The following is a 25,064-nucleotide window of genomic DNA, read 5'->3' on the forward strand; positions in this document are numbered from 1 at the left end:
CCGGGTCAACTTCTCAAGATCACGGTCCGTATCACCAGCGAGCTACTGAATGCGGCGATCGGCGTAGCGGCAAATCGGCTCGAAGTGAGTCACAATGCACGTGTGAGCAGCGACGAAACCATCACCACGGAAACAACCGCACCCGCCACTGATCCGGGCAGGCACGTGCAGTTCCGTGCCGTGCCGTCGGCGCCGCCCGCGGTGACGGCGCCCGTGCCGGCCGCCTCGGCGGAGTCGCTTCCCGACGACCGGTACTTCAACCGCGAGCTTTCCTGGCAGGATTTCAACGCCCGGGTGCTCGCGCTCGCCGAGGACGAGTCCCAGCCTCTGCTCGAGCGCGCGAAGTTCCTCGCGATCTTCGCGTCCAATTTGGACGAGTTCTACATGGTCCGGGTCGCCGGGCTGAAACGGCGCGACGAGACCGGGCTGCCGGTGCGCAGCGCCGACGGCCTCACCCCGCGCGAGCAGCTGGCGTACATCGCCAAGCGAAACCAGGACCTCGTCGAGCGGCACACCCTCGCGTTCGAGGACCACATCCGGCCCGCGCTGACCGAGCAGGACATCCACCTCGTCGGCTGGGCCGATCTCGAAGCCCCCGACCAGCTACGGTTGTCGAACTACTTCAGCGAGCAGATCTTCCCGGTGCTCACGCCGCTCGCCGTCGACCCCGCGCACCCGTTCCCCTATATCTCCGGGCTCTCGCTCAACCTCGCCGTCACCGTGCGGGACCCGGAGGAGGGCACCGAGCGGTTCGCGCGCGTGAAGGTGCCGAACAACGTACCGCGGCTCATCCGGGTGGAAACCGTGCGGGAAAGCCGGACCGCGACCTTCCTGCCGCTGGAGGAACTCATCGCCTCGCATCTGGGCGAGCTGTTCACCGGGATGGAGGTCACCGAGCACCACGTGTTCCGGGTGACCCGCAACGCCGATTTCGAGGTCGAAGAGGATCGCGACGAAGATCTGTTGCAGGCCCTCGAACGCGAGCTGGCGCAGCGGCGGTTCGGCCCGCCGGTGCGGCTCGAGGTCGCGCAGGACATGAGCGAGCACATGCTCGAGCTGCTGCTGCGGGAGCTGGAAGTCGACCCGCACGACTTGGTCGAGGTGCCGGGCCTGCTCGATCTGACGTGCCTGCACCAGTTGTCCAGTTTGGACCGCAAGGAACTGAAGGACCGCCCTTTTGTGCCGGCGACGCATCCGGCGTTCGCGGAACGTGAGACCCCGAAGAGCGTCTTCGCGACGTTGCGCGAGGGCGATGTGCTGGTGCACCACCCGTACGACTCGTTCTCCACGAGCGTGCAGCGGTTCATCGAGCAGGCCGCCACCGACGACCGGGTACTGGCGATCAAGCAGACGCTGTACCGCACCTCCGGTGACTCGCCGATCGTCAACGCGCTCATCAACGCCGCCGAAGCGGGCAAGCAGGTCGTGGCGCTCGTGGAGATCAAGGCGCGCTTCGACGAGGAAGCCAACATCACCTGGGCCCGCCAGCTGGAACGCGCGGGCGTGCACGTGGTCTACGGGCTTGTCGGGCTGAAGACGCACTGCAAGGTGTGTCTGGTGGTGCGGCAGGAAGGGCAGACGCTGCGCCGCTACTGCCACGTCGGCACCGGCAACTACAACCCGAAGACCGCGCGGCTGTACGAAGACCTCGGGCTGCTGACGGCCGACCCGGCGATCGGCGCCGACCTGACGGACCTGTTCAACGTGCTCACCGGGTACTCGCGCCAGGAGACCTACCGGAACATTCTCACCTCTCCCAACGGGATCCGCCGCGGCATCCTGCGGCTCATCGGCGAGGAGATCGAGCACGCGCACGCCGGCAAGCAGGCGGGCATCCGGATCAAGTGCAACTCGCTGGTGGACGAACAGATCATCGACGCGTTGTACCGCGCCTCGCAGCAAGGTGTGCCGGTGCAGATCGTGGTGCGCGGGATCTGCTGTCTCAAGCCCGGAGTTCCCGGCCTGAGCGACAACATCACCGTGCGCTCGATCCTGGGCCGGTTCCTGGAGCACTCCCGGGTCTTCCATTTCCGCGCCGGTGGCTCGCACTGGATCGGCAGCGCGGACATGATGCACCGCAACCTGGACCGCCGGATCGAGGCGCTGGTTTCGGTGAAGGACCCGAAGCTGACCGCGCAGCTGGACGAGGTGCTCGACTCCAGCCTCGATCCCGCCACCCGCTGCTGGGTGCTCGAGTCGACGGGCGAATGGACGCCGTTCCCCGCCGACGGTTCCACTGTCCGCGACCACCAGGTCGAGCTGATGAAAAAGCACGGAGCCAACGGGTGACGATCGCCGCCGCGGGTGGTGTGCTGTGGCGTGAGGGCAAGTACGGCGTGGAGATCTGCGTCGTGCACCGGCCGCGCTACGACGACTGGTCACTGCCCAAGGGAAAGCTCGACCCTGGCGAGACACTGCCGGCGACCGCGGTGCGCGAGATCGAGGAGGAGACCGGGTTCCGGGCCGTCCTCGGCCGGCATCTGCGGACCGTGCGGTACCGCGCGGCGGCCGGGGACAAGTTCGTCGAGTACTACAGCGCGCCGGCCGTCGGCGGCGCCTTCACGCCGAACCGGGAGGTCGACTCGGTGCGGTGGCTGCCGATCGGGGAAGCCGTCTCCGCGCTGAGCTACGACACGGATGTCGATGTGCTGCGGGCGTTCACGGCGCTGTCCGGGCCGCTGAGCACCGTTCTGCTGGTGCGGCATGCGAAGGCCGGCAAGCGGGAGGACTGGACCGGAGAAGACCATCTGCGGCCGCTTTCGGCCGCCGGGTTCCGGCAGGCGCAGGCGGTGCGGGAGTTCGCGCCGCTGTTCGGAGTGGACCGCGTGTACGCCGCGCCGCGGGTGCGATGCGTGCAGACGGTCGAGGGTGTCGCCGATGATCTCGGGACCGCCGTGATCCAGGAACCGTTGCTGGCGGAGGAAGGCTACTGGGCCGACCCCGCGCGGGGGTTGTGGCGGCTGCTGACGATCGTCGCCGGGGACGGGACTCCCGTGGTGTGCAGCCAGGGCGGCGTGATCCCGGATGTGGTGTCCGCACTGGCCCGGCAGGCGGGCCTGGCGCTGCCGGCGGGCCGCGGCGGGATGGCGCCGAGCAAGAAGGGTTCGGTGTGGGTGCTGTCATTCCACACCGGCGAATCGAATGGCGGCCCCCATCTCGCGGCGGCCGACTACTACCCGACCGCACTGCCCCATCCGGCGCCCACTCGCCCCTGACGGCCTATTCATTCGGGCCCATCGGGAATCGCTTTCCGGACTCCGGGCACTTCGCTCGCAAGCGGCGAACCACTCGCGGCAGCCGGACAGATCCGTAAACGCGGCAGGGCCCCCGCGATGGTGCTCGCGGGGGCCCTGCCGGGAACCGTTCGGCTGAACGGGCTTCTGCTACTTCTTCTTACCGCGGGTGGCGGTCTTCTTGGCGGCGGCCTTCGGGGCCGCCTTCGCCGCGGCGGCCTTCGGCGCGGCCTTGGCGGCGGCCGGCTTCTTGGCCGTGGTGGTGGCGGCCTTGGCGGCGGCGGGCTTCGGCGCGGCCTTGGTCGCGGCAGCGGCGGCGCGCGGCGTACGCGTGGTGGTGCTGCGCGTGGCGGTCGGCCGGGTCGCGGTGCTGCGCGTGGTGGTCGCACGCGTCGTGGTGGTGGTCGCCCGCGAAGCGGTGGTGCGGCCGGCGGTGGTGGCGGTGGTGGTCCGCTTGACCGCGGTCGCCTTCGGCAGCTTCTTCGCGCCGCTGATGACATCCTTGAACGTGGTGCCGGCACGGAAGGCGGGCACGTTCGTCTTCTTCACGCGCACGGTCTCACCGGTGCGCGGGTTGCGCGCGGTGCGCGCGGCACGGGCGCGCTTCTCGAACACACCGAAGCCGGTGATGTTCACCTTCTCGCCCTTGTTGACTGTCCGGATGATGATGTCGACGAGACCGTCGACAGCCTCCGACGCAACCTTCTTGTCGCCCAAACGCTCGGAGAGCGCCTCGATCAGCTGGGCCTTGTTGGCCATTCCAGTCCTCCATGAAGAACTACTTGTCATACGGCCACTTCGGCCGACTTGCGCACACGGTATTACCAATCCCCCGGAAATTCCAAACGGCGCGCGGAATTTTTTCGTGCCGGGGGCATGGTTTCCGCCCTCCGAGCGACCCTGTGCGGGCCTTCCGCGCGCCGTTCGGCGTCGTGTGGCGAGTGCTCGATTCCCTTGCTGAGCAGGGAATCTGTAGCTATGAAGTAGCCGCGGGGATGGTCACCGGCTTCCAGTTGGGACGCTGCGACTCGAAGGTGTCGATCTCTTCGGCATGCCGCAGGGTGAGAGCGATGTCATCGAGACCTTCGAGCAACCGCCAGCGGGTGTAGTCGTCGATCGCGAAGCCCGCGACGAAGTCCTTGGCCCGCACGGTCTTCTCCTCGAGGTCCACCGAGACCTCCGTCCCCGGCTCGTTCTCGAGGATCTTCCACAGCTGCTCGACATCCTGCTGCTCGCACTGGGCCGCCAGCAGGCCGCCCTTGCCCGCGTTGCCACGGAAGATATCCGCGAACCGGGCGGAGATCACGACCCGGAACCCGTGGTCCTGCAATGCCCAGACAGCGTGTTCGCGCGAGGATCCAGTGCCGAAGTCCGGGCCCGCGACCAGCACACTTCCCGCCCTGAAGGGCTCCTGATTGAGGATGAACGTCTCGTCTCCGCGCCAGGCGGCGAACAGTCCGTCCTCGAAACCGGTACGGCTGACCCGCTTCAGGTAGACGGCCGGGATGATCTGGTCAGTGTCCACGTTGGACCGGCGCAGCGGGACCCCGATGCCGGTGTGCGTCTTGAACGGCTCCATGGTGGGCGGCTCCTTCAGTTCAGGTCTTCGGGGCTGGACAGGGTGCCGCGGACGGCCGTGGCGGCCGCGACGAGCGGCGAGACGAGGTGCGTGCGGCCGCCCTTGCCCTGGCGGCCCTCGAAGTTGCGGTTGGAGGTCGACGCGCTGCGCTCACCCGGCTGCAGCTGGTCCGGGTTCATACCAAGGCACATCGAGCAACCCGCCTGGCGCCACTCCGCGCCGGCGTCGGCGAAGACCTTGTCCAGCCCCTCGGCTTCGGCCGCCGCGCGCACCCGCATCGAGCCCGGCACCACGAGCATCCGCACGCCACCGGCCACCTTGCGGCCCGCCAGCACTCCCGCGGCGGCCCGCAGGTCCTCGATCCGGCCGTTGGTACAGGAGCCGAGGAACACGGTGTCGACAGTGATCTCCCGCAGCGGTGTGCCCGGCTTCAGGTCCATATAGGACAGCGCCTTCTCCGCGGCGATACGCTCGTTCTCGTCCGCGATCGCCTCCGGGTCCGGCACGTTCTCGCCCAGCGGAAGCCCTTGCCCGGGGTTGGTGCCCCAGGTGACGAACGGGGTCAGCGCGGCGGCGTCGAGGTGTACTTCGGCGTCGAACTCGGCGCCTTCGTCGGTGCGCAGCTCGTTCCAGTTCGCGACGGCGGCGTCCCAGTCGGCGCCCTTCGGCGCGTGCGGACGGTCCTTCAGGTAGGCGTAGGTGATCTCGTCCGGCGCGATCATGCCGGCGCGCGCACCCGCTTCGATGGACATGTTGCAGACGGTCATCCGGGCTTCCATCGACAGCGCGCGGATCGCGCTGCCGCGGTACTCCAGGACGTAACCCTGGCCGCCGCCGGTGCCGATCTTCGCGATGACCGCGAGGATGATGTCCTTGGCGGTGACGGACTCGCCGAGGACGCCGTCGACGTTGATCGCCATCGTCTTGAATGGACGCAGCGGGAGCGTCTGGGTGGCCAGCACGTGTTCGACCTCGGAAGTGCCGATACCGAACGCCATCGCGCCGAACGCGCCGTGCGTGGAGGTGTGACTGTCCCCGCACACCACGGTGGTTCCCGGCTGGGTCAGGCCGAGCTGCGGGCCGATGACGTGCACGATCCCCTGCTCGGCATCGCCCATCGGGTGCAGCCGGATGCCGAACTCCTTGCAGTTGCGGCGAAGGGTGTCGACCTGGGTCCGCGACACCGGGTCGGCGATCGGCAGGTCGATGTCGACCGTGGGGACGTTGTGGTCCTCGGTGGCGATGGTGAGATCGGGCCTGCGGACCTTGCGGCCGGCCAGCCGCAGGCCGTCGAACGCCTGCGGGCTGGTGACTTCGTGCACCAGATGCAGGTCGATGTAGAGCAGGTCGGGCTCGGCGCCTTCACCGCGGCGCACCGTGTGCGCCTCCCAGACCTTCTCGGCCAGCGTGCGGGGCCGTGACGCGGTCATCTGCGCTCCTCCCAATGAGGTTGTTGGGAGCAAAGGAACTCGATCTACGGCCCGCGGGTCGAGCCGCGGCGTCGGGCAGCTCGGGTCCGATGTATCCCAGATTGTGGACTTCCCATAGTTCGGGAAGTTAGTATCGCTTCGTGGGACAGCATAGCCCTTCCAACCAACACAGCGGTATCGGTGTTCTCGACAAGGCCGTCGCCGTGCTGCAGGCCGTCGCCGAAGATCCGTGCGGGCTGGCGGAACTGTGCAGCCGCACGGGTTTGCCGCGCGCGACCGCGCACCGGCTCGCCGTCGGCCTCGAGGTGCACCGGCTGCTGCGCCGCGGGCCCGACGGGCGGTGGCGGCCCGGCACCGCATTGGCGGAACTCGCCGGCGGCACCACGGATCCGCTGCTCGACGCGGCCGGTTCGATCCTGCCGAAGCTGCGGGACATCACCGGGGAAAGCGTTCAGCTGTACCGGCGCGACGGGGTGCAGCGGATCTGTGTCGCCACGTCGGAGCCCAGCAGTGGGCTGCGCGACACGGTGCCCGTCGGCAGCCGGCTGCCGATGACCGCGGGTTCGGGGGCGAAAGTCCTGGCGGCGTGGGCGGATCCGCATACGCAGCGGGCGATCCTGGCAGACGCGGTGTTCGGGGAACGGACCCTGCTGGAGGTGCGGCGCCGCGGCTGGGCACAAAGCGTCGCCGAACGCGAGCCGGGGGTAGCGAGCGTTTCCGCGCCGGTGCGGGATTCCGCGGGTTCGGTCGTCGCGGCGGTGTCGGTATCCGGCCCGGTGGAACGGATCGGCCGCAAACCGGGCGCCCGCTGGGCGGCCGACCTCCTGGCCGCCGCGGAAGCCCTCCAAGAACGCCTCTGACCACAGTAGACACCTCGCCGAACGTCGGACTCACCGTCGCGAACGTCGGACTCGCTGTCTTGAGCGTCGGACTCGCGGGGGCCCACGCGAGTCCGACGTTCAGGACGACGAGTCGTACATCAGGGACGGCGAGTTCGACGGTCAGTTCACGCAGTTGGTGTTGCCGGCGGTGATCACCGGGGTCGCGGGAGCAGCGGGCGGTGGCGGGGCGCTTGAGGTGGGAGTGGCGCCAGGGCCGGTGTAGTCGGTGCCGAGGTACACGCGAACGTGCCCGTGCCGCAACGCGGAGTCCGCGACCGTGCGCACGCCGTTGCCGAGGAACCCCGCCACCTTTTCGGCATCCGCCCGGTCACCGGTCGCGTAGTCGACCACGGTGGTGTGCCGCGACGACACGGTCGCGACATCGCCGGCGGTGAACCCGAGCCCGCCCAGCTGAGCCGAAACGCGCCCGGCGAGCCCGTCGATGCCGGTGGCGTTGTCCACATCGACGATCACACCCGTACTCGCCTCGACACTCGTCGTCGGGGCCACTGTGGACGGTGCGGCCTCGCCGGTCGCCTGCCGCACGAACGCCTTGACCTGCGCCGGGTCGACCTGGATCGCGTCCCCGTCCGGAGTCTGCAGGCTGACATTACCAACCGGGATGGTCTGGAACTGGATCTTCCCGCCGCTGAGATTCTGCAGCTGCTGCGCGAAGGAGAAGACATCCCAGCCCTGGTCGAGGGTGACGCTCTTCTCGAGTGCGTCGATCAGACCGCTCAGCTTGCCGGGGTTCGTCAGTGTGCCGGCGGACAGCACGGTGTGCGCCATGCTCGCCAGGAACGCCTGCTGCCGCCGGATCCGGTCCAGGTCGCCGTTCGGCAGCCCATGCCGCTGGCGCACGAACGCGAGCGCCTGCGCACCGGAGATCGTCTGCTGTCCCGCCGGGAAGTCCGCGCCGGAGTAGGGATCGCGCACGGGTGCGTTGAGGCACACCGGAACACCCCCGACCGCCTGGCTGATGTCGTAGAACCCCACCAGGTTCACCGCCGCGAAGTGGTTCACCGTCAGGCCGGTCAGCGCTTCGACGGTCTGGATCGCGTTCTTCGCCCCCGCCTGTGCCGCCTGGACGTTCAGCTGTGGACCGCTCACTCCCTGCGCGCGCAACGAGGTCACGGCTGCCACCTGAGCGTAGGTGTACGCCGAGTTGATCTTGTGCTTGCCGTATCCGCCGGCCAGCTGGACGTACGAGTCCCGCGGGATCGAGAACGCGACGGCGTTCGCGCCGCCCGCGGGGATGTGGATCAGGATCATCGTGTCGGTGTTGTCGCCGCCGTCGCTCTGGTCGCCGGCGTGCAACTGGTCGAGCAGGTCCTGGGGCAGCGGGTTGCCCTGCGCGTCGGTCCTCGTGTCGAGACCGACGAGCAGGATGTTCTGTTCGCCCGCGAAGCTGTTCGCGCCGGGGTCGATCACGTCGGCTGTGGACAGTCCGGACGTGAGCCGGTGCACCTGGGCCCAGCCCAGGGCCGTGGCACCGAACACCAGAACGGACGCCAAAGCCACCACGGTTCTGCCCGTGACGTGCGCGGAACGGGACTTGCTCATCCTGAAGAGCAAATCACCTCGCGTATGCGGATACCGTGAAGCGCCGCTATGGCTTGATGTTCTGGTTCAGGTGGAAAAGATTGTCGGGGTCATAACGTTTCTTTACCTCGACGAGCCGATCATAGTTGTCGCGGTAGTTCGCGCGGACGCGATCTTGGTCGTCGCCGGCCATGAAGTTGACGTAGCCGCCCTCCTCCGACAGCGGCGCGGTCGCGTCGTAGTAGTCGCGCACCCACTTGATGTTCTCGACGTTCTGCGCGGCGTCGGGCCACATGCCGGCGATCACGGTGGCGAAGTTCGCGTCGCGATAGGCGAAGGCGGTCGCGTCGGGCGCCACGCGATGGCAGGCGCCGTTGATGGGATAGATGTGCACCGTCGAGTTCAGCGCCGGCAGCCGTGGGCCGTGCTGGAGGTGCGCGGCGATCGCCTCGTCGGTCAGCTCGGTGACGAAGTTCGCCTTCCAGTAGTGCTGCAGTCCCGGCGGCACCAGGCCGTCGAAAGCGGCGTTCAGCGCGGGGTACGGCATCGGCCCGACGTGCTCGGCGACCGTGGGGGCCACCTCCCGCAAGGGTTTGAGCGCCTGCTCGGCTTCCGAGAGTGGACCAGACCAGCATGCGACGAACAACGCGAACGGCTCGCCCACCCGGTTTTCCGGGATGAACGGCAGCGGCGGCGCGATCTGGAACGCCGGGAAACCGCCGAACTGTTCGGGTGCGTCGGCGATGAACTCGCGGTAGAAGCGCAGCAGATCCGTGGCCGCGTCCAGTTCGAACAGCATCGGCCCGCCGTAGATCTCGCCGACCGGATGCAGCCGGAACTCCATCGACACCACGACGCCGAAGTTCCCGCCGCCGCCGCGCAGCGCCCAGAACAGGTCGGCGTTCTCGTGCTCGTTCGCGACGAGGAACCGGCCGTCGGCGGTCACCACGTCCGCGGAGATCAGGTTGTCACAGGAAAGTCCGGCACCACGGGCGAGATATCCGATGCCACCGCCCAGGGTCAGCCCGGAAACACCGGTGGTCGAGATGATGCCGCCGGTCGTCGCGAGCCCGAAGGCGCCGGTGGCGGCGTTGAAGTCGGCCCACGTGGCGCCACCTTCGGCGCGGGCGGTGCGGCTCACCGGATCCACCCGGACGCCCCGCATCGACACGAAGTCGATCACCACGCCTTCGTCGACCGTGCCGAAACCGGGCACGCTGTGCGCGCCCCCGCGGATGGCGAGCTCCAAGTCGTTGTCCCGCGCGAAGTTCACCGCGGCGCTGACATCACCGGCGTTCGCCGGCCGCACGATGACCCGCGGCCGGCGGTCGATCATCGCGTTGTACACCTTCCTTGCCTCGTCGTAGGTTTCGTCGCCGCGCTCGATCACCGCGCCGTGCACCCGCGCGCGTAGGGATTCCATCGAAGTGGTCATGTGACCCAGCACACACCGCCGGACGGAAACCTTTCCAGGGTAGGAAGTCCTCACGACCTTCCGGTGTGGACGGTGGGTAATCCGATGGCCGGACCGGAGCGTTGTCCATGATTCTTTGTCCACCGGCCCGCGAAGCGTTCAAACAGGTGTTCGAACGCGGTGTACACTCGCGGCATGACCATGGGACTGCAGGGCTCCCTGTTCGGAGCGGCCGGGGAGACGTCGCTCCAGCCGCTGTCAGCCGTGCGCCGGACGCCGTTGACCGACGGCGCGTGGATCGACGTCCTGCCCGGCTGGCTCGCCGGCGCCGACACGCTGTTCGAGCGCCTGAGCGAACATGTGCCGTGGCGCGCCGAACGGCGCCGGATGTACGACCGCGTGGTCGACGTGCCGCGGCTGCTCAGCTTCTACGACGAGGACGACGAGCTGCCCGACCCGGCGCTGAACGAGGCCCGCGAGGCGCTCAGCCGGCATTACGCGGACGAGCTCCGCGAGCCGTTCCGCACCGCGGGCCTGTGCCTGTATCGCGACGGCCGGGACAGCGTGGCGTGGCACGGCGACACGATCGGCCGCGGCTCACGCGAGGACACGATGGTGGCGATCCTGTCGATCGGCGCCGCGCGGAGCCTGGCGTTGCGGCCCCGCGGCGGCGGACAGGCCATTCGCCGGGCACTGGGGCCCGGCGACCTGATCGTGATGGGCGGCTCGTGCCAGCGCACCTGGGAACACGCGATCCCCAAGACCGGCAAGCCGGTCGGGCCGCGCATCAGCATTCAGTTCCGCCCCCGCGGCGTCCGCTGAACTGGAGACTGTCGCACAGCCACAGCAAGCGGCTCCGCCACTTCTGCCTTACGAGCGGGCCCAGCGGTCCCCGGCGTGCAGCCACTCGCGGTCCCAGTGCACGGCACGGCGGCGATCCAGGATCAGCCGGACGACCCAGTACAACGCCGCGAGCCCCAGCGCGGCCACGATCCACGAGAACATCGCGGCGAGGATGCTCGTCGTCACCGCGTCGGACGCCGTCATCGGCGCCGGTACGACGTTGCCGGTGTCCGACAGCCACACCGGAACCCGCGTGCCCGCGGTGGCACCCGGATCGGCGTTGACCATGCCGACCTGCTCGGCGCCGCCGGGCAGGGTCCAGCGCGCCTGCACCCCGGTCGTACCGCCGTTGGCGCCCAGGTACGCACCATCGGTGGCGGGCACCGGCGACGGCGCGTTTTCGACGAGGGTCGCGGTGGCGAGATGGCGCGTGGCCTGCTGCTCGACCGAGACGGCGAGCTGGCCGCGGTAAGTGGTGGAACCGATCAGCCCGGACAGTGGAAGCGCTGTCAACAACCCCAGGACAACGACGATCAGCATCGCGGCTTCGACCCGGTCGGATCGTCTGGCCAACGGATTACGACCAAGGTGGATACGGCGCCAGAGTCGGGCTATACGCCCGAATGGTCCGTTCACTGTCAGAGTCCCCCTTTCCCAGCTATGTGGTGAACACACTTGGCGATATCCACTTTGCCGCACCGGCCGCGAATTGGCTCGTGAACGAGACCAAGACCGCTTTGAGCGGCCGATCACAGCCCGGTTTGCCGTGCCCGCGCGGGAAAGATCGATCCCGTGCACCCATGCTGGCACGAGCACGGGCGGTGACAACATCGTCCGAAAGTATGTCGGCCCATGATCACGGATAGTGACCGACGAGGCCTGTACCATCAATTCGAACCGATGAACTATTCGATATCGAAAAAGGATCCACCGCGTCCGGCCCCGGCCGCGAAACGACTCGCACCGGCGGCCGCGTCCGATTCGAATGACACCATTCCGTGGCGCCATTCTCCGGATATCGCCGATTCTTCGGTCAGCCCGTGCTGCTCGAGCACGGACAGCCTGTCCTGGCGCAGGCAGGTCTGCGGGAACCGGGCGATCTCCGCGGCCAACTCCTCCGCGGCCGCCCGCTCCCGCCCCTTCGGCACGACCCGGTTCGCGAGCCCCATCCGCAGCGCCTCGGCCGCCTCGACGGGACGTCCGGTCAGCACGAGGTCCATCGCCTGGCTGGTGCCGATGAGCCGGGGCAGCCGGACCGTGCCGCCGTCGATCAGCGGGACTCCCCAGCGCCGGCAGAACACGCCGAAGACCGCATCCTCCGCGACTACCCGCAGGTCGCACCACAGGGCCAGTTCGAGACCACCCGCGACCGCGTGCCCGGCGACGGCGGCGATCACCGGCTTGCCCAGGCGCAGCCGCGTCGGCCCCATCGGGCCGGGCCCGTCGGGTGCGAGCCGGTTCATCCGCTCCGTGCCGACCGCCTTGAGATCCGCGCCGGCGCAGAACGTGCCGCCCTCGCCCCACAACACCGCGACCGAGGCGTCCGGGTCACGGTCGAACTCCTCGAAGGCACGCAGCAGCGCGGCGGCGGTCGGGCCGTCGACCGCATTGCGCGCGTCGGGGCGATGCAGGATCACCGTGTACACCGGACCGCGCCGCTCCGCCCGCACCGCTTCGCTCATGTCCGTCACCATAGTGGCTATTCCCGGTTCAATAGCGCCGACCGACTCGCAATTCTTTCGTTATCCGTCCTTGATATCCAGGCCCGGATTCACGCGGTTTCTCCGACCATCACCAGCGACGAAACATCACCCGATCGGGTGGCCTCGATGATCGCGGCGCGCAGCCATGGTCTATGCCAATCGAACGTCGGTGCGGCCGGCGCGATCGTGCTTCACACTGGGCCCGGTGGACTTCGAGGTGGTGTCGGACGAGCTGTACGCCGCGAAGCGCGAGGACTTCACCGTGCTGCGCGACGAGCGGGCCAAGCAGGCGCGGCCGGATCGCGCGCTGGTGGACCGGCTGGCCGTGCTGCGCAAGCCGACCGTCTCCGCGTGGCTGGTGAACCAGGTCAGCCGCAACAACCCCGAGGAGATCGACCAGCTCGCCGAGCTCGGCGACGCGTTGCGCCTGGCGCACCAGCGGCTCGCGGGACAGGATCTGCGCGACCTGTCGCGGCGGCGGCACGAGCTGATCGAAATGCTGAGCAAGCGGGCGCAGTGGCTGGCGCGCAAGGCGGGCTACGCGTTCAGCGATACGACCGGGCGTCAGATCGCGGATACGTTCGAAGCCGCGGTGTCCGACGAGCAGGCCCTCGAAGCGGTGCGGGCCGCTCGATTGAGCGCCACGCTGACGCCGGGTTCGCCGGAGCAGTGGCTCACCGCGGCGATCCTGCCCGCGAAACCCGTGCCGCGGAAGGAAACCAAGGCACCGCCCAAAGCGCCACCGAAACCGCGACCGCGGCAGGAGCCGGGCCGGGAACGCCTGAAGGCCGTGCTCGACCAGGAATCGATCGCGCGCGAGCAGAAGGAGCGGGAAGAAGAGGAGCGCCGGAAGGCGGCGCGGGAGCAGGCCCGGCGGGAAGCCGAGGCCGCGGCGAAAGCCCAGGACGAAGCCGAGCAGGCGCTGGCCGGACTCGAACGCCGGGTGGCAGAAGCCGCCGACGACATCGCCGAATTTCGCGCCCGGCTCGCCGAAGCCACCGAGGCCGAACGCGCGCTGCGTGCCGAAGTCGTTGACGCGCGCAAGGCCGTCACCGCCGCCAAACGCGCCGCGAAAGCAGCCGCGAAACGCGCGACCGACACCGAGTAGCCGTGTTCGCCGCGTGCGAGGCCAACTCACCGACGCAGCGGGCCAACTCACCGACGCGGCGGGCCAACACGGCGACGTGGCGGGCGAACGCGCGTGGTCAGCGGGTGCGTTGGTAGGCGGCGACGACCTCGTCGCCTTCGGGGAGGCGTTCGATCACCGACGTGGCCACCTCGACCAGCCGGCGGCGGTTGCTGCGGGCGTACAGCCGGAGCGCCGTGAACGCGACGTCCACCGCGATACCCAGCCGTTCGGCCAGCACACCCTTCGCCTGCTCGATCGTGATCCGGCTGGTCAGCGCCGTCTGCAGCTGCTCGACGAGCACCTCGTGCCGGCGCAGGGTGCGCTCGTGCAGGATGCCGATCGTCGCGATGTCGGTGAGCGCCTGGCCCACGCTCAGCTGGTCCGCGTCGAGCTCACCCGTCTTGCCCGCGAACAGGTTCACCGCGCCGACGATCTCGTTCCGCAGCCGCATCGGGAGCGCGGTCACCGACGAGAATCCCGCCTCCTGCGCCGCCTGCGCGAACACCGGCCAGTGCGGCGCCTTCGCGAGGTCCGGGGCCTGCACGGCGCGCCCCTCGCGATAGCAGTCGATCGCCGCGCCCTCGTGGTTCTGCAGCTGCATGAGCTCGAGCAGGCGCACCTGTTCCCCGGAGGCGGCGACGACGTTCAGCACCCCGTGCGTATTGGCCAGCAGTAACCCGGCCGCGTCGACCGCGAGCAGCTCCACACAGCGGACCGTGAGCAGATGCAGGAATTCGATCAGGTCGAAGTCGGCGACCAGGGTGTCCGCGAGTTCCACGAACGTTCTCGTCACCCGAGCGTCGGGCACACTCATCGGTGCTCCCCTTCGGACTTGTCGTTGGCGGCGAACCGGAGACGACGTTGCACGACTGCCCTCGCCACCTCCCCCAGCCGCTCACCGTGAGCGTATGCGTGTGCGCGCAGTCTGACCATGGCATCTCCTACCGGGACCCCGAGCTGGACGGACACCATGCCGGCGGCCTGGTGCAACTCGGCGCCCTGGCCGAGGAAACCGTCCTCGCCGGTGCCGCCCGCCCTGCTGTCCAGGATGACCGCCAGCGCGGCGTCCGCGCAGATCATCGCGTCGGCCAGTGGACCAGGCGCCAGCTCGCCGGGCTCCGGGCGGTGGAGGTCCAGCGCACCCACCCGCACCGCACCGATGCGCAGCGGGATGGAGAACTGCGCTTTCACCCCCGCACGAAGGGCGTCGGGCACGTAACCCGGCCAGCGGGCCCGGCTCCGTGCGTCCGCGAGATCCGGTACGAGCACCGGTTCGAATCCCGCGGCCGCATCGACCGCGGGACCTTCTCCCGATGTGGTCTGCAGCTCTACCAGCTCCTCGCCGACTGGGTCCGTTGCGAACACCAGTTGCCCCACTTGCAGGGTACTGGTCGAAAGAAATGCCGCGACACCGGTCGAGGTCGCTTCGGCGCAGGCCAGGCATACCTGACGTAGCGAAATCGGAACACCTTCGCGGTGCGCGAGACCGACGATGGACGCCCAGATCCTGGCCGCCCTGTCCTCGTTCATTTCGTGCGTACCGCCTCGGGGCTCTCTGACCAGGTGCCTGAAGAATACCCAGAGTTGAGTGCCCGGTCCGGAAGAAGCCCCAGGTTGAACCGCCTTCACCGGTTGCGGTCCGATGTGGACAAGCACTAACGCCGGACCCCCGCGAGCGCCGAATCGGCAATCAGGCGGGTCACGGTGGAAATCAGCTCCACCCGTGCCCGCGGTTCCAGCTCCGCCGCCAGGTCTTCCAGCGCCGCCGTGACTTCCTCGTGCACGGCGCGCGCGACCCGGTCGCCGTCCCGGGTCAGCTCGACGAGGCAGGCCCGGCGGTCCTGCTCGTCGGTCACGCGGGCGATCAGCCCGCGCCGCTGCACACGGTCGGCGAGCCCGGTCATGCTGGACTTCTCCAGGTTCAGCGCGTGGCTGAGCTCGGACATCCGCGCCGGGCCGTCGATGAGCAGGCACAGCAGCTGCGCCTGCTGCGGGGTCAGCTCGTGCCGGCGGCTCATCTCCGTGAACGTGCGCTGCACGAGATGGGACAGCCGCACCAGTGCCGCCGCGAACCCGATCGTCTCCACGCGCCGAGTGTACTTGACTCCAGTTCGTAGTACGAACTAACTTGATTCGTACTACGAACTAAGGAGCGGACCATGGAACCCAGCGTGACCGTCGTGGGCGGTGGCTATGGCGGCGTCGCGGTCGCCAAGGCACTCGACCCGGTCGCCGATGTCGTCCTCGTCGAACCGCGCGACACCTTCGTGCACACCGTCGCCACCCTGCGGGCGCTCGTCGATCCACAATGGACCGATCAGATCTTTCTGCCGTATCGGCGTTTGCTCACCCGCGGCCGGGTCGTGCGCGACACGGCGACGAGCGTTGACGAAACCGGGGTCACCCTGGCGTCCGGCGCTCGCCTGACGCCCGATTTCGTCGTGCTGGCAACGGGTTCGGGCTACCCGTTCCCGGCGAAGATGGATGCGCCCGACAGTTCCGGTGCGACGGCGCGGATCCGCGAAACGCACGCCGCACTCGCCCCGGCCGAACGCGTGCTGCTGCTCGGCGCCGGCCCGGTCGGGCTCGAACTGGCCGGTGAGATCAGGGCCGCCTGGCCGGAAAAGTCGATCACGATCGTCGACCCGGCGCCGGACATCCTGTCCGGTCAGTTCTCCGGGGAGCTCCGCGCGGAGCTGCGCCGCCAGCTCGACGAGTTCGGCATCCAGCTGCTCCTGGGGACGTCGTTGCGCGAGCAGCCGCCGGTGGAATTCGCCGTGGCCAAGACGTTCACCGTGCTCGCCGGCGACGGGAGCGAGCTCACCGCGGACATCTGGTTCCGTTGCTACGGCGTCGTTCCGGCCACCGGCTACCTCTCCGGCGCGCTCGCCGCGGCGCGCCGGCCGGACGGGCATGTCGAGGTCACCGGCCAGCTGCGGTTGCCAGGGCAGCACAACGTCTTCGCGATCGGTGACCTGACAGCGCTTCCCGAAGCGAAGATGGCCAGGGCCGCCGCCCAGCACGCCGCCGTCGTCGCGGCCAACATCACCGCGCTCGCGAACGGCGGCGAGCTGATTTCCTACACACCGCCGCCGCCCGGTATCTCGTTGCCGCTGGGCCCGGCCGGTGGCGCTTCCTACTCCGAGGACCGAGGTTTCCTCGGTCCGGAAGGCACTGCCGAGGCGAAGGGCAGGCACCTGCGCCTCGACGCCTACCGGGAGTTGCTGGGACTCACCGGGAATTCCTGAAGAACGGCGTCCGCGACCGCCGCGTGATGGCGGACGGCGGCGGCCTGCCCGCGCACGCTGTCGGTCAGGTAGGCGTACACGAGGTCGCGGTCCGGGTCCGCCCACGCGACGCAGCAGTTGCTTCCGTTGTGGCCGAACGTGTTCGGGCTGCTCAGCCGCCCCAGCGGGCTGAGCGTGTCGCGCGGGCCGCCGAGCTGGAACCCTTGTGACCACCGGATAGGCAGCCTGACGTACCGGTCGACTTCGCCGTCGCTGGACGGGATGCGGGCTTGCTCGATGCTCGCGGCGCTGATGATCCCGTCACCGCCGCGCAGCAGCATCCGGTAGAACGCGGCGAGATCCCTCGCGGTGGTGGAAATCCCGGCCGCCGGAATCACCGCGGCGCGGGCCGGCGGCCGGTTCAGGGTCGCGGCGACCGGACCGGGCGCGAGCACCGGCACGGCCCGCGGCCACAGCTCGCCGCGCAGGCCGAGATGGGTGTCGCGGACGCCGAGCGGGGTCAGCACTTCCGTCGACAGGACATCGCGAAAGGGGCGGCCGGTCACCCGTTGCACCAGTTCGCCGAGCATGAAACCGAACGCGAGGAACTGGTAGGCCGGAACCGCGCCGGCGGGCCAGCGCGGCCGGGCGCGCTCGATGCGGCGAACCGAGCGCCGCCAGTCGGTCATCGCGAGCGCGTCCCCGAGCGCCGAGCCCCCGGTGGCCAGGCCCGACCGGTGCTGCAGCACCTGCCGGATCGTGATGCCGTCCTTGCCGCGGCGGGCGAACTCCGGCCAGTACTTCGCCATCGGCGCGCCGAGGTCGAACTGCCCGCGCTCGGCGAGCAGGTGCACCAGGACAGCCGTGTACGGCTTGCTCGCGGAGAAGATCCAGAAAAGCGCGTCCGGCGCGCAGCCGAACGACCGGTCGAGCAGCACCTCGTCGCCGCGCAGTACGCACAGCTGCGCGACGCGGCCTCGTTGTTCGACGAGTTTCACGGCCGCGTGCAGGCTCATGCGAGGAGACTATCGTCGGCCCATGGCCGAGATACTCAACGTCAACGGGGTCGAACTGGCTGTCGAGACCTTCGGTGAACGGCGCGATCCGGCGATCCTGCTGATCGGCGGCGGCGCCGCGGCGATGGACTGGTGGGACGCGGACCTCTGCCGCCGGCTCGCCGCGGGCATGCGGTTCGTCATCCGGTACGACAGCCGCGACACCGGCCAGTCGGTGCACTACCCACCCGGCAAACCGGGTTACGGGTTCCCGGATCTGGCCGCCGACGCGCTGGGCATCCTCGACGCGTTCGGCGTCGCGCGGGCGCACGTAGCCGGGATCTCGATGGGCGGCACGGTCGCGCAGCAGCTCGCCGTGCACCACCCGGACCGGTTGCTGTCCTTGACATTGCTGTCCACCACCGCGGGCGGGCCAGGCCTGCCGTCGATGTCCGCGGAGGTGACCGAATTCTTCGCGACGGCCACGCAGCCGGACTGGGCCGATGACGCGGCGGTGGTCGAGTATCTCGTCGACGCGGAACGGCATTTCGAGACGCCCGAGTACTTCGACGAGGACCAGGTACGGGCGCTCGCCGGACAGGTGGTGGCCCGCTCGAAGAACTTCGCCAGCGCGCAGAACCACGCGTTCCTCGAAGGCGGCGAGCCGGTGCGCGACCGGCTCGGCGAGATTGAGCTGCCGACGTTGATCATCCACGGCACTGCCGACCCGATGTTCCCGTACGGCCACGCCGAGGCGCTGGCGCGGGCGATCCCGGGCGCGGAACTGTTGCCGCTCAACGGAGTCGGGCACCAGCTGCCGCCGCGATCGTGGTGGGACACGGTGGTGCCCGCCGTGCTGCGGCACACGTCCGGCGGCTGGGACGCGCAGGCAGACCGGCTCGCGGCGCGCTCGCTCGAGAACGGCGATCCGACGGGCTGGTTCGACCGGTTGTACTCGGCGGGTGTCGCGGGCGAGGTCCCGATGCCGTGGGACCGCGCCACCGCCACTCCCCCACTCGTCGACTGGGCCGGGGAACGGACCTTCGAGCCGGGGCGCGCCGTGGTCGTCGGGTGCGGGCTCGGTGCGGACGCCGAGTTCCTCGCCAGGCTCGGTTTCACCACGACGGCGTTCGACATCTCGCCGACCGCGGTCGACACCGCACGCGGCCGCCATCCGGGATCCACAGTGGACTACCGGGTGGCCGATCTGCTCGACCCGCCAACGGAATTCATCGGCGCCTTCGATCTCGTCGCCGAGATCTTCACCGTGCAGGCGATGCCGCGGACCCACCGCGCGGTCGCGACGGCGAACGTGCGCCGGCTGGTCGCGCCGGGCGGCACGCTGCTCGTCATCGCCTCGCGCGGCGACGGTGACGAAAGCGGGCCGCCGTGGCCGCCCACCCGCGAAGAGATCGAAGCCTTCGCGGGTGACGGCCTCGCGGTGGTGCGGATCGAGCAATCGGACCGCTGGCGCGCCGAATTCCGCCGCCAGGCGTCAGCCGGCACGCCGAAATAAAAGGCCGGGTCAGCTGACCTGGCCGTAGTTGACGATCTTGCCGTTGTCGACGCGGTAGCTCCACACGGGAGTCTCGGACAGCTCGCCCTTGTCGTCCCACTTGAAGTGCTTGGTCAGGCCCTGGCCGTCGTAGTTCTTCACGAAGTTCAGCAGCCCGGCCCGGTCCTTGATACCCGAGTCGATGCCCTTGAGCAGGATCGTCGCGACGTCGTAGCCCTCGGGCGAGTACGTGCCCGGGTCCGCGCCCTCCAGCTGCTTGAACGCGGCGGTGAAGTCGTTGAAGTTGTCCTCCGGGACGCACGGGCAGGTGAAGTAGGCGTTGTTCGCGCCGGCACCGGCACCCTTGAGGAACTCGGTGTCCTTCACGCCGTCGGGGCCGACGAACTTCGCGGTGACGCCCTTGTCGTTCAGCTGCTGGGCGAACGGCGCCGCCTCCGGGTAGTAGCCCGAGTAGAAGATCGCGTCCGGGCTCTCCGAGGACATCTTGTTGACCACGGCGGAGAAGTCGGTCTGACCGGTCTTCACCTTGTCCGTGCAGCTCGCCTTCGCGCCGAGCGCCTGCGTGACCTGGTTGGCGAGCCCGATGCCGTATTCCGAGTCGTCCTCGACCACGCAGATCTTCTGCGCGCCGAGCTTCTCGGTCATCAGCTTGACTGCGGCCGGGCCCTGCACCGAGTCGTTGCCGACGGCGCGGAAGAACGTCTTCCAGCCGTTCTGGGTCAGGCCGGGGTTCGTGGCGACCGGCGTGACGCTCACGAGGCCGGCCTGGTTGAACAGGTTGCCCGCGGCCTTCGACTCACCGGAGAACGGCAGGCCGACGACGCCGATGATGTCGGCCTCGGCGATCGCCTGGGTGACCACACCGGGCGCCTTGTCGGGCTTGCCCTCACTGTCGAACCGCTTGAGCGTGACCTGGCAGTTCGGGTTGGCCGTGTTGTGCTGCTTCACCGCGAGATCCGCGCCGCGCAGGGTGTTCTGGCCGAACGCGGCGCTGTTGCCGTTGATCGTGCCGATGTAGGCGATCGAAACGCCCGAGCAGACGGCCTTGCCGTCACCGGCGGGGTTCGCCGCGTTCGCGGCGGCCGTCGGTGCCGCGGCCGAGCCGTTGCCGCCGGCCGAAGACGCGTCGCCGCCGCGCGCGGCACAGGCGCCCAGCACCAGCGACGCGGCGGCCGCCAGTACCAGCACGCGGCTGATTCGTGTAGCAGACATCGTTCCTCCGCAAAGACAAATGAGCGGGACGAGCGCATTTCGGGAAGGTGATCGCCCCCAGTGGCGAAGCCAGTATGCACATGTCCCCGATTGGTGGAATATCCGGATCACCCTTTCCCGCCCGGGAAGGTTTCCGTGTCCGGCGCGCGGGAGGGGTCAGCCGGGGGGCACGCCGAGTTCCGCCGCCAGCCGCTCGGCGGCCTCGTTGCCGATCTGTCCACAAAGGACCAGTGCGTCGTGCCGGTGATCGCGCGCCGCCGCGTGATCACCGGAAAGCTCCAGCACCGCGGCCAGTTCGGCGAGGGTCTGCGCCCGCTCCCAGCGCGTGAACGGTTCGGTGAACTCGCGGAGTGCGACCCGCAGGCCTTCGATCGCAAGTGGATAGTCGCCGGCCCCGCGCCACGCCTTGCCTTCCGCCAGCGCGGAATCGGCGGCACCGGTCAGGTCACCCGACTCCGCGGCCAGCGTGCGCGCGGTGTGGTGCGCCCCGGCGGCCGCCGGCCAGTCCCCGGTCAGCGCCAGATCCGCCCCGATGTGCCGGAAGATCCCGGCCCGGAAGGTCAGATAGGTGCCCGGGTTGGTGTCGCCGCGATGCAGTTCCATCTCGGCGAGGATCTGCCGGTGCACGGCCAGCGCCTCCTCGGCCTTGCCGAGCGCGCGCAACACCTGGCCGAGCCCGGCGCGAATGGACCAGTGCGCGGACCAGAACCCCATCTCGACGGACGCCGCGGCGGCGGGCCGGATGTGCTCGAGCGCCTCCTGCGCGCGGCCGAGCCGCATCAGCACGGCACCGAGGTACGCGAGCGCCCAGGTCTCCTCCGCCCGGTTGCCGATCTCGCGGGCGAGCGCGAGCGCCTCCTCGTGCCGCGCCAGCGCGCTTTCCGCGTCCAGCAAGCACATGTACCGCGCCCAGCCGACGAAGTTGAGCAGCTTGGCCTCGGCGTGCCGGTCCACGAGCTCGCGCGCGGCCGCGACGCCGAGTTCGAACACCTCGTCCCACGGGTACTGCCGCTGGCGCACGTCGGAGTACCAGTGCATCGCCTCGGCCACGTCGATCACCCGGCGCCACTCACCCTCGGCCACCGCCGTCCGGTACGCGGCAAGCCAGCCCGAAGCCTCCCGGTCCAGCCAGCGCCCCGCGTCCTCGCGCGAGGAGTACCCGCCGGGAACCGTGATCGCCTCCGGGAAGAACCACCTCGCGGCCTGGCACGCGCTGTCGAGCAGGTGGCACACCACCGCGCAGTGCATGTCCCCCTGCTCGCCGGGCTCCTCCTCGGCGGCGAGCCGCTCGGACGCGAACAACCGGATCAGGTCGTGGTAGGAGTAGCGGCCGTCCTCCGCCGAGGTCTGCAGGAGGTTCGCGTCGACCAGCTCATCGATGTACAGCCGGACCTGCGCGTCGGGCAGACCCGTTGCCACAGCGGCGATTTCCACCCCGAAGTCCGGGCCCGGGATCAGCGCCAGCCGCCGGAACACCAGGCGAGCCTCGCCGGTCAGCCGCCGATGTGACATCTCGAAGGCGGAACGCACTCGCAGATCGCCGGCGGACAACGCGGCGAGCCGGGTGCCTTCGTCGCGCAGCAGTGACACCAGATGGCTGATCGTCCAATGTGGCCTGCTGGCCAGCCGGTTCCCGGCGATCCGCACCGCGAGCGGCAGGTTTCCGCACAGCTCGGCCAGTTCCGCCGCCGCCTCCGGCTCGGCCCGGATCCGGTCCGCGCCGATGATCGTGCCGACCAGCGACGCCGCGTCCGTGCGGCTCAGCGCGGTCAGCCAGATCCAGCGGCCCGACTCGAGTCCCGCGAGCGCGCGCCGGCAGGTGATCACGGTGAGGCAGCCGGTGGTCCGGGCGAGCAGCGGGCGCAGCTGGGTCTCGTCCGCGGCGTTGTCGAGGAGGATCATCGTGCGGCGGCCGGCGAGCAGCGAGCGGAACAGGCCCGTCTGCTCGGCGACGGTCAGCGGGATCTGCTGCACCGGCACGCCCAGCGCACGCAGCAGCAGGTCGAGCGCGGCGCGCGGGGTGACCGGCTGGTCGTCCATACCACGCAGGTCGATGGAGAAACAGCCGTCGGGAAACTCCTCCCGCAGCTCGTGCGCCGCGGTCGCGGCGAGCGCGGTCTTGCCGACACCGGGATGTCCGACGACGGAGACGACCACGCCGCCAGGGGTGTCGGGGGCCGCGAGCGCGGCCGACCGCAGCCGGTCCAGCTCGGCGGCCCGGCCGACCAGCCCGGACACCGCCGTCGGCAGCAGGGCGACCGTGCCGGTCAGCGGCGTGGACCGCGCACCGCGCAGACGCCCCTGCCGGGCGCTGTCGAGGAAAAGGGTAAGTTCCGCACCGGTCAGGCCGAGCGCGTCGGCGAGTGCCTCGGTGGATCGGCGCTGCGCGGCACGGGCCCGGCCGCGCTCCAGGTCACTGAGCGCACGGACGCTCATGCCCGAGGCTTCGGCCAGCTCCGCCTGGGTCAGCCCGGCGTCGCGGCGCAGGCTCAGCAGGAGCTCTCCGAAGGCCGGCTCTTCGGCAGCGGTCGTCTCGCTCACCACGTCATTAAACCGGCAGAACTTACGGGCGGGAAAAACTGCTGGTCATTCTTCCTGGCAGCGACCGGGTCGTCGCGGTTACCTGGCCTCATGTCAATCGGTATAGCCCGTATGGAGGACACGGGCACCAAACAACCAGCATTCGGCCAGCTCACCTCCGCGGTGGCCGTCGGCGTGCTCGCGGCCGACCCGCTCCTGCGCACGGGTCTGCTCAGCGCCCTTCGCGGGCAGCCGGGTGTCCGGCTCGTCGACGGCAACCAGGCGAGTGTGCTGGTCGCCGTGACGGACAACATCCGGACCCTCCCCTATCTCGTCGGTGATGCCGCCCGGCACGCCCGCCTGGTCCTCGTCGCGGACCCACCGCAGCCGGGCGATCTGTGGGCGGCGATCGAGAGCGGTCTCATCGTCTTCGTACCACGCAAGGAGGCAAGCACCGAACGGCTGCGCCGCGCGATCAGCGACGCGCACCAAGGGCGCGGGCACCTGCCGCCCGAACAGCTCGGGCAGATGCTGCAGGGCCTGGCCCGGCTGCACCGGGAAGTGCTGGTGCCCAACGATCTCACCCCGACCGGGCTGTCCAGCCGCGAGGTGACCGTGCTGCGGCTGCTCGCCGACGGACAGGACACCGCCGAGATCGCGGCCGAAATGGCGTATTCCGAGCGCACCGTGAAGAACATCCTGCACAAGCTCACGAGCAGGCTCGGCCTGCGCAACCGCACGCACGCCGTCTCGTACGCGTTGCGTCACGGCCTGATCTGAAGGCCGTAGCCGAAACTGGGGAGAGACTTCGGGTGGTCCTTTGTAGATCACCCGAACCCGGCGGGCACCGGCGTTTACCGCGGTGACATGGCGCACTACTCTCGGTAGGTCAGCTGACCACACCTTCTGCGAGGCAGCCCATGTCCGGTGCACCGCCCACCCCATCACCGAGCCAGGCCCCCGTCGGAGTGGATCCGACGAGGCCGAGTATCGCCAGGATCTACGACGGTTTTCTCGGCGGCAAGGATCACTACGAAGTGGACCGGGCCGTGATGCGGAAGATCAGCGAAGCGGTCCCGGAGGCGGTGGACATCGCCAAGGGTAACCGGGGGTTCCTCAACCGCGCCTGCCGTTTCCTCGCGGCGCAGAGCAAGATCGAACAGTACCTGGACTGCGGCTCCGGCCTGCCCACGGCGGAGAACACGCACCAGATCGTGCAGCGCAGCAATCCCGACGCGCGGGTCATTTACATGGACAACGACCCGGTGGTGCTCGCGCACGGGCGCGCGCTGCTGGAAGAGAACGAAAACGTCCACATGGCCGAGGCGGATATCTTCAACCCGCCCGCCGTGCTGCAGCACGAGATCGTGCGCAAGCATCTCGATTTCACGGAGCCGATGGTGCTGCTGCACGTCGGCACCCTGCACCATTTCGAGGGCGACGGCGGGCCGGCCGTGATGCAGGAGTACATCGACGCGCTCGCGCCGGGTTCGTACGTGGTGTTCTCGCATTTCTACGACCCGCAGGTGCCCGAACTGACCGCGCTGGCGAAGAAGATCGAGAACATCCTTGTGCACGGCCCGATGGGCGCCGGCCGGTTCCGCACCGAGGACGAGATCCTCGCGATGCTGCCGGGTCTGGACATCGTGAAGCCCAACGCCACGACCGAACCGGGCCTCGTGGTGTGCGACGAGTGGTGGCCGGACGGCCCGCGCCTGACCCCGATCAGCACTGCCGGGCACTGCATCGCCGGCATCGTCGCCCGCAAGCCGTAGGCTCTCGCGGTGGATTACGAGGGGACGGACGAGTTCCGCGGCGCGCGTTTCCGCGATTGCGATCT

Annotated in this window: 22 protein-coding genes; 9 read left to right on the top strand and 13 right to left on the bottom strand. The window is 69.4% G+C overall.

Going from position 1 to position 25,064, the window contains the following annotated elements:
* The first annotated feature begins 120 nt into the window (after positions 1-120).
* Both LOZ83_RS25355 and LOZ83_RS25360 read left to right on the top strand, forming a co-directional pair.
* Positions 121-2,289: an RNA degradosome polyphosphate kinase gene (locus LOZ83_RS25355; protein ID WP_374202716.1), complete on the top strand. Its 2,169-nt coding sequence runs from the start codon at positions 121-123 to the stop codon at positions 2,287-2,289.
* A 2-nt stretch (positions 2,290-2,291) separates the two neighbouring features.
* Positions 2,292-3,215: an NUDIX hydrolase gene (locus tag LOZ83_RS25360; protein ID WP_236794362.1), complete on the top strand. Its 924-nt coding sequence runs from the start codon at positions 2,292-2,294 to the stop codon at positions 3,213-3,215.
* A gap of 168 nt (positions 3,216-3,383) precedes the next feature.
* Here LOZ83_RS25360 and LOZ83_RS25365 read toward each other — a convergent pair whose 3' ends face one another.
* The 3 genes from LOZ83_RS25365 to leuC all read right to left on the bottom strand — a co-directional run bounded on the left by LOZ83_RS25365 (position 3,384) and on the right by leuC (position 6,242).
* Entirely contained in the window at positions 3,384-3,992 is a 609-nt protein-coding gene (locus LOZ83_RS25365) for an HU family DNA-binding protein (protein ID WP_236794155.1), read from the bottom strand.
* A 217-nt stretch (positions 3,993-4,209) separates the two neighbouring features.
* Positions 4,210-4,812: a 3-isopropylmalate dehydratase small subunit gene (gene leuD, locus LOZ83_RS25370; RefSeq protein ID WP_236794156.1), complete on the bottom strand. Its 603-nt coding sequence runs from the start codon at positions 4,810-4,812 to the stop codon at positions 4,210-4,212.
* 14 nt (positions 4,813-4,826) lie between these two features.
* On the bottom strand, positions 4,827-6,242 hold the full coding sequence (gene leuC, locus LOZ83_RS25375) for a 3-isopropylmalate dehydratase large subunit (protein WP_236794157.1): 1,416 nt from the start codon (positions 6,240-6,242) through the stop codon (positions 4,827-4,829).
* Between the two features lie 140 nt (positions 6,243-6,382).
* On the opposite strand from leuC, the gene LOZ83_RS25380 reads away from it, so the two are divergent.
* On the top strand, positions 6,383-7,102 hold the full coding sequence (locus tag LOZ83_RS25380; RefSeq protein WP_236794158.1) for an IclR family transcriptional regulator: 720 nt from the start codon (positions 6,383-6,385) through the stop codon (positions 7,100-7,102).
* Positions 7,103-7,243: 141 nt separating this feature from the next.
* Here LOZ83_RS25380 and LOZ83_RS25385 read toward each other — a convergent pair whose 3' ends face one another.
* Entirely contained in the window at positions 7,244-8,686 is a 1,443-nt protein-coding gene (locus tag LOZ83_RS25385; RefSeq protein ID WP_236794159.1) for an LCP family protein, read from the bottom strand.
* A gap of 46 nt (positions 8,687-8,732) precedes the next feature.
* Positions 8,733-10,100 (bottom strand): FAD-binding oxidoreductase, encoded by a 1,368-nt coding sequence (locus LOZ83_RS25390; RefSeq protein WP_236794160.1) that lies wholly within the window; start codon positions 10,098-10,100, stop codon positions 8,733-8,735.
* A 174-nt stretch (positions 10,101-10,274) separates the two neighbouring features.
* Between LOZ83_RS25390 and LOZ83_RS25395 the strand changes: the two genes are divergently transcribed.
* A complete protein-coding gene (locus tag LOZ83_RS25395) occupies positions 10,275-10,901 on the top strand; it encodes an alpha-ketoglutarate-dependent dioxygenase AlkB (protein WP_236794161.1) in 627 nt (208 codons plus the stop codon).
* A gap of 48 nt (positions 10,902-10,949) precedes the next feature.
* On the opposite strand, the gene LOZ83_RS25400 is transcribed toward LOZ83_RS25395, so the two are convergent.
* Both LOZ83_RS25400 and LOZ83_RS25405 read right to left on the bottom strand, forming a co-directional pair.
* The gene (locus LOZ83_RS25400) at positions 10,950-11,495 is read right to left on the bottom strand and encodes a hypothetical protein (RefSeq protein WP_236794162.1); all 546 of its coding nucleotides are present in this window, start codon (positions 11,493-11,495) and stop codon (positions 10,950-10,952) included.
* Positions 11,496-11,827: 332 nt separating this feature from the next.
* Positions 11,828-12,604, bottom strand: coding sequence for a crotonase/enoyl-CoA hydratase family protein (locus LOZ83_RS25405; protein WP_236794163.1), 777 nt, complete (start codon positions 12,602-12,604; stop codon positions 11,828-11,830).
* 226 nt (positions 12,605-12,830) lie between these two features.
* Between LOZ83_RS25405 and LOZ83_RS25410 the strand changes: the two genes are divergently transcribed.
* Positions 12,831-13,733, top strand: coding sequence for a hypothetical protein (locus LOZ83_RS25410; protein ID WP_236794164.1), 903 nt, complete (start codon positions 12,831-12,833; stop codon positions 13,731-13,733).
* Between the two features lie 97 nt (positions 13,734-13,830).
* Here the strand turns inward: LOZ83_RS25410 and LOZ83_RS25415 are convergent, their stop codons facing one another.
* The 3 genes from LOZ83_RS25415 to LOZ83_RS25425 form a co-directional block, all read right to left on the bottom strand.
* Positions 13,831-14,568 (bottom strand): GAF and ANTAR domain-containing protein, encoded by a 738-nt coding sequence (locus LOZ83_RS25415; protein WP_236794165.1) that lies wholly within the window; start codon positions 14,566-14,568, stop codon positions 13,831-13,833.
* The gene (locus LOZ83_RS25420; protein ID WP_236794166.1) at positions 14,565-15,284 is read right to left on the bottom strand and encodes a GAF and ANTAR domain-containing protein; all 720 of its coding nucleotides are present in this window, start codon (positions 15,282-15,284) and stop codon (positions 14,565-14,567) included. The genes LOZ83_RS25415 and LOZ83_RS25420 overlap by 4 nt, the downstream gene beginning before the upstream one ends.
* A 125-nt stretch (positions 15,285-15,409) precedes the next feature.
* Positions 15,410-15,841: a MarR family winged helix-turn-helix transcriptional regulator gene (locus LOZ83_RS25425; RefSeq protein ID WP_236794167.1), complete on the bottom strand. Its 432-nt coding sequence runs from the start codon at positions 15,839-15,841 to the stop codon at positions 15,410-15,412.
* A gap of 72 nt (positions 15,842-15,913) precedes the next feature.
* Between LOZ83_RS25425 and LOZ83_RS25430 the strand changes: the two genes are divergently transcribed.
* Positions 15,914-17,002, top strand: a complete 1,089-nt coding sequence (locus tag LOZ83_RS25430) for an FAD-dependent oxidoreductase (RefSeq protein WP_236794168.1) — start codon at positions 15,914-15,916, stop codon at positions 17,000-17,002.
* On the opposite strand, the gene LOZ83_RS25435 is transcribed toward LOZ83_RS25430, so the two are convergent.
* On the bottom strand, positions 16,966-17,997 hold the full coding sequence (locus LOZ83_RS25435) for a serine hydrolase (RefSeq protein WP_236794169.1): 1,032 nt from the start codon (positions 17,995-17,997) through the stop codon (positions 16,966-16,968). The two genes, LOZ83_RS25430 and LOZ83_RS25435, sit on opposite strands and share 37 nt — an antisense overlap.
* A gap of 22 nt (positions 17,998-18,019) precedes the next feature.
* Between LOZ83_RS25435 and LOZ83_RS25440 the strand changes: the two genes are divergently transcribed.
* The gene (locus LOZ83_RS25440) at positions 18,020-19,492 is read left to right on the top strand and encodes an alpha/beta fold hydrolase (RefSeq protein WP_236794170.1); all 1,473 of its coding nucleotides are present in this window, start codon (positions 18,020-18,022) and stop codon (positions 19,490-19,492) included.
* 9 nt (positions 19,493-19,501) lie between these two features.
* On the opposite strand, the gene LOZ83_RS25445 is transcribed toward LOZ83_RS25440, so the two are convergent.
* Positions 19,502-20,704, bottom strand: a complete 1,203-nt coding sequence (locus LOZ83_RS25445) for a branched-chain amino acid ABC transporter substrate-binding protein (RefSeq protein WP_236794171.1) — start codon at positions 20,702-20,704, stop codon at positions 19,502-19,504.
* A gap of 156 nt (positions 20,705-20,860) precedes the next feature.
* The gene (locus LOZ83_RS25450; RefSeq protein WP_236794172.1) at positions 20,861-23,245 is read right to left on the bottom strand and encodes a helix-turn-helix transcriptional regulator; all 2,385 of its coding nucleotides are present in this window, start codon (positions 23,243-23,245) and stop codon (positions 20,861-20,863) included.
* 90 nt (positions 23,246-23,335) lie between these two features.
* On the opposite strand from LOZ83_RS25450, the gene LOZ83_RS25455 reads away from it, so the two are divergent.
* Both LOZ83_RS25455 and LOZ83_RS25460 read left to right on the top strand, forming a co-directional pair.
* Positions 23,336-24,004 (top strand): response regulator transcription factor, encoded by a 669-nt coding sequence (locus LOZ83_RS25455; protein ID WP_236794173.1) that lies wholly within the window; start codon positions 23,336-23,338, stop codon positions 24,002-24,004.
* A 140-nt stretch (positions 24,005-24,144) separates the two neighbouring features.
* The gene (locus tag LOZ83_RS25460) at positions 24,145-24,999 is read left to right on the top strand and encodes an SAM-dependent methyltransferase (RefSeq protein WP_236794174.1); all 855 of its coding nucleotides are present in this window, start codon (positions 24,145-24,147) and stop codon (positions 24,997-24,999) included.
* The last annotated feature ends 65 nt before the right edge of the window (positions 25,000-25,064 follow it).

It is taken from the genome of Amycolatopsis sp. GM8 (assembly GCF_021653975.1).
GTDB lineage: Bacteria > Actinomycetota > Actinomycetes > Mycobacteriales > Pseudonocardiaceae > Amycolatopsis_E.

Coding starts and splice junctions, on each gene's coding strand:
- LOZ83_RS25365 (WP_236794155.1), bottom strand. CDS start 3,992: ATGGCCAACAAGGCCCAGCTGATCGAGGCGCTCTCCGAGCGTTTGGGC.
- leuD (WP_236794156.1), bottom strand. CDS start 4,812: ATGGAGCCGTTCAAGACGCACACCGGCATCGGGGTCCCGCTGCGCCGG.
- leuC (WP_236794157.1), bottom strand. CDS start 6,242: ATGACCGCGTCACGGCCCCGCACGCTGGCCGAGAAGGTCTGGGAGGCG.
- LOZ83_RS25385 (WP_236794159.1), bottom strand. CDS start 8,686: ATGAGCAAGTCCCGTTCCGCGCACGTCACGGGCAGAACCGTGGTGGCT.
- LOZ83_RS25390 (WP_236794160.1), bottom strand. CDS start 10,100: ATGACCACTTCGATGGAATCCCTACGCGCGCGGGTGCACGGCGCGGTG.
- LOZ83_RS25395 (WP_236794161.1), top strand. CDS start 10,275: ATGACCATGGGACTGCAGGGCTCCCTGTTCGGAGCGGCCGGGGAGACG.
- LOZ83_RS25405 (WP_236794163.1), bottom strand. CDS start 12,604: ATGAGCGAAGCGGTGCGGGCGGAGCGGCGCGGTCCGGTGTACACGGTG.
- LOZ83_RS25415 (WP_236794165.1), bottom strand. CDS start 14,568: ATGAGTGTGCCCGACGCTCGGGTGACGAGAACGTTCGTGGAACTCGCG.
- LOZ83_RS25420 (WP_236794166.1), bottom strand. CDS start 15,284: ATGAACGAGGACAGGGCGGCCAGGATCTGGGCGTCCATCGTCGGTCTC.
- LOZ83_RS25430 (WP_236794168.1), top strand. CDS start 15,914: ATGGAACCCAGCGTGACCGTCGTGGGCGGTGGCTATGGCGGCGTCGCG.
- LOZ83_RS25435 (WP_236794169.1), bottom strand. CDS start 17,997: ATGAGCCTGCACGCGGCCGTGAAACTCGTCGAACAACGAGGCCGCGTC.
- LOZ83_RS25440 (WP_236794170.1), top strand. CDS start 18,020: ATGGCCGAGATACTCAACGTCAACGGGGTCGAACTGGCTGTCGAGACC.
- LOZ83_RS25445 (WP_236794171.1), bottom strand. CDS start 20,704: ATGTCTGCTACACGAATCAGCCGCGTGCTGGTACTGGCGGCCGCCGCG.
- LOZ83_RS25455 (WP_236794173.1), top strand. CDS start 23,336: ATGTCAATCGGTATAGCCCGTATGGAGGACACGGGCACCAAACAACCA.
- LOZ83_RS25460 (WP_236794174.1), top strand. CDS start 24,145: ATGTCCGGTGCACCGCCCACCCCATCACCGAGCCAGGCCCCCGTCGGA.